The sequence below is a fragment of the Kitasatospora sp. NPDC059803 genome (assembly GCF_042732255.1).
Lineage (GTDB): Bacteria > Actinomycetota > Actinomycetes > Streptomycetales > Streptomycetaceae > Kitasatospora.
Genome location: NZ_JBHWIJ010000394.1, coordinates 1 through 3,085 on the forward strand (window position 1 = coordinate 1; position 3,085 = coordinate 3,085).

A 3,085-nucleotide genomic window follows, 5' to 3' on the forward strand; every position below is an offset into this window, starting at 1 on the left:
CCCGCGAGGGGGGCGCCCCCCGGAGCGCCGCCCGGAAGCCTGAGGTCCCCGTGGGCGAGCGGGGGGGGCCCGGGGGCCGAGCCCGGGGCGATCCCGGGGCGATCCATCGGACCGATCCACCAGACGGTGCGCCGGGCGGGATCGCCGGGTAAAACCACCCGATCGGACTGTTCGAGTCCGCCTATGATCGGCGGTACCCAAACCGCCCCCTCCGCCCGCACCACCCCTCGGGCGAAGCCTTCCCCTCGGAGCCCCGATGTCACAGCCGCTGGCCGACGCCGTCCGGTCCCTGATGGACCGTGCCCGCACCGACCTCGCCGAACTGGTCGCCTTCCCCTCGGTCGCCGACCCGCGCCAGTTCCCGGTCGAGGAGTGCGAGAAGGCCGCCCGCTGGGTCGCCGACGCCTTCGCCGCCGAAGGCCTGACCAACGTCCAACTGCTGGACACCCCGGACGGCACCCAATCCGTCTACGCCGAACTGCCCGGCCCCCAGGGCGCGCCGACCGTGCTGCTCTACTCGCACTACGACGTCCAGCCCCCGCTCGACGAGAACGCCTGGCTCAGCCCCGCCTTCGAACTGACCGAGCGTGACGGCCGCTGGTACGGGCGCGGCGCCGCCGACTGCAAGGGCAACATCCTGATGCACCTGACCGCACTGCGGGCGCTGCGGCAGGCGTACGGCGACGGCTACCCGGTCGGCCTGAAGATCATCGTCGAGGGCTCGGAGGAGCAGGGCACCGGCGGCCTGGAGCGCTACGCCGAGGCCCACCCCGAACTGCTCGCCGCCGACGCCATCATCATCGGCGACACCGGCAACTTCGCCCCCGGCCTGCCCACCGTGACCGCCTCGCTGCGCGGCATGACGGTCGTCGAGGTCGCGGTCACCACCCTGGCCGGCAACCTGCACTCCGGCGCCTTCGGCGGCGCCGCCCCGGACGCGCTGCAGTCGCTGGTCCGGATGCTCGCCTCGCTGCACGACGAGCACGGCGACGTCGCGGTGGCCGGACTGACCGGCGGCCAGACCTGGAGCGGTGTCCAGTACCCGGAGGAGCAGTTCCGCTCCGACGCCAAGGTGCTCGACGGCGTCGCCCTGACCGGCACCGGTACCATCGCCGACCGCCTGTGGGCCCGCCCCGCGATCACCGTCCTCGGCATCGACGCCCCGCCGGTGATCGGCGCCACCTCCTCCGTCCAGGCCGCCGCCAAGGCCCTGGTCAGCCTGCGCGTCCCGCCGGGCAACGACCCGACCGCCGCCCAGGACGCGCTGGTCGCCCACCTGGAGGCGCAGGTCCCGCTCGGCGCCCGTCTGACCGTCGAACGCCAGGGCACCGGCGCCCCGTTCAACGCCGACACCACCGGCCCGGCGTACGAGGCGATGGGCGAGGCCATGGCCGAGGCCTTCGGCACCGAGATGGTCGCCTCCGGCGAGGGCGGCTCGATCCCGCTCTGCAACACGCTGCGCTCGCTCTACCCGAAGGCCGAGATCGTGCTGATCGGCGTCGAGGAGCCGACCACCCAGATCCACGCGGTCAACGAGAGCGTCGACCCGCAGGAACTGGAGCGGATGGCCCTCTCCGAGGCCCTGTTCCTCCGCCGCTACGCCGAACTGCGCTCGGTCTGACGCGCGTTGGTCCGGGGACCGCCATCGGCGGTCCCCGGCACCGGCCGCCCGCCCCGGAACCTGCGGGCGGCACCCGTCACCACCGCGTAACCGACCGCACCCACCGCGAGCCCGGCCCCGGCGCCGAAGCAGAACTCCGGGATCAGGTTCCGCCGCAGCGGGGCCAGCCGGTGCAGCACTCCGGCCGCCGTCGCCGCGCCCAGGGCCGTGACGGCGGCCCGGCGCGCCCGGGGAGCGAGTGCCACGGCCGGGCGGACCGACTCCACGCCCCGCACCGCCCGCACCGCCCAGCCCGCCATCGCGGCCAGGGCCAGCGCCGAACTGCCGTACTGCAGCGCCGAGTAGAGCGGAACCCCGGCCACCTCCCGGTCCAGCACCGGCAGCAGCCGGACACCCAGCCGGCCCTCGTGGGTGAACGCGTCCCAGCCGACGTGGGTGGCCGCACCGATCGCCGCCGACGCCGCGAACCACGCCGCCCCCGTACCCGCCCCGCCTCCGGCGGGCCGCCGGACCGTCAGCGCCTCGGCCGCGCCCGCCCACCGGTCGGGCAGCAGCGCCACCAGCGGCGCGCGCAGCAGACCGTGCCAACCTGCCACCAGCGCGCCCGCGATCGCCACGTCCAGCGTCGGCACGGCCCACCAGCGGTGCGTCAGACCGCCGTGGCCGTACACCCCGGGCAGCAGCGACTCGGCGAAGAACGGGACGTCGGGCGCCATCGATCCGGCGACCAGCGCCGAGGCGACCAGCGGCCCGCGCTCCCCGGCGGCGCGCAGCAGGGGCAGGACGGCGGCGGGGTGGCTCAGTGTGAACGGCATGTCCCCATCCTCCCGCCCCTGCCGGGCCATCAGTCAACGCCCGGGGACAGCGGCCAACACCTCTGGACCGCCCGGCACCCGGGCTCGTCAGGCGCCCCGGGCGGCTACGCCGCGTCCGCCGTGCTGGCCAGGCCGAGCGCGACCCGGCGGCCCGCCTCCAGGTAGCGCAACTCGCCGCTGCGGCGGGCGTCCAGGGCGGCGGCGAGGCGACGGTAGCGGCTCGGGGGCAGCAGGTCGGCGGCCTCGTCCAGGGTGACGAAGCGCCAGTCGCGCAGCTCCTCCGCCTGGAGCAGCAGGTTCTGGCGGGCGGCGGCGTCCAGTTGGCCGCCGTCGTACATCAGGCGCAGGCCGCCGCGGCGCGGGCCGGTGCGCGGCTCCCAGTCGACGGCGAGCAGGCGCAGCCCGGTCGGGTCGAGCCGCAGGCCCAGTTCCTCGGCGGTCTCGCGCAGGGCCGCGTCGGTGGGGGCCTCACCGCGTTCGACCACGCCTCCGGGGAAGTCCCAGTCGGGTTTGTAGACCGGGTCGACCAGCAGGACGCGGGGGTGTTTGTGGGTATTAATGTGCGCGGGTGCCGCGGGGTGGGCGGGGGGGGGGGGGGGGTGGGGGTTTGGGGCTGGGGCGGGCGCCTGGCGGGCGCGTTCGGGGGTGC

The 3,085-nt window shown here is 75.9% G+C and carries 3 protein-coding genes; 1 reads left to right on the forward strand and 2 read right to left on the reverse strand.

Features of this window, described 5'->3' with window-relative positions; genetic code table 11:
* Window positions 1-256: 256 nt before the first annotated feature.
* Complete coding sequence (locus ACFV6I_RS36365) at window positions 257-1,621, forward strand: dipeptidase (RefSeq protein ID WP_380430251.1); 1,365 nt, start codon at window positions 257-259, stop codon at window positions 1,619-1,621.
* On the opposite strand, the gene ACFV6I_RS36370 is transcribed toward ACFV6I_RS36365, so the two are convergent.
* Together ACFV6I_RS36370 and ACFV6I_RS36375 are read right to left on the reverse strand one after the other, a co-directional pair.
* Window positions 1,597-2,436, reverse strand: coding sequence for a DUF4184 family protein (locus tag ACFV6I_RS36370; RefSeq protein ID WP_380430253.1), 840 nt, complete (start codon window positions 2,434-2,436; stop codon window positions 1,597-1,599). The two genes, ACFV6I_RS36365 and ACFV6I_RS36370, sit on opposite strands and share 25 nt — an antisense overlap.
* Window positions 2,437-2,540: 104 nt before the next feature.
* Window positions 2,541-3,085: NUDIX domain-containing protein (locus tag ACFV6I_RS36375; protein ID WP_380430256.1), on the reverse strand; the 545-nt coding region annotated here is incomplete at its 5' end.

Excerpts from the sequence above, each read along its gene's own strand:
- ACFV6I_RS36370 (WP_380430253.1), bottom strand. The coding sequence starts at position 2,436 with ATGCCGTTCACACTGAGCCACCCCGCCGCCGTCCTGCCCCTGCTGCGC.
- ACFV6I_RS36365 (WP_380430251.1), top strand. The coding sequence starts at position 257 with ATGTCACAGCCGCTGGCCGACGCCGTCCGGTCCCTGATGGACCGTGCC.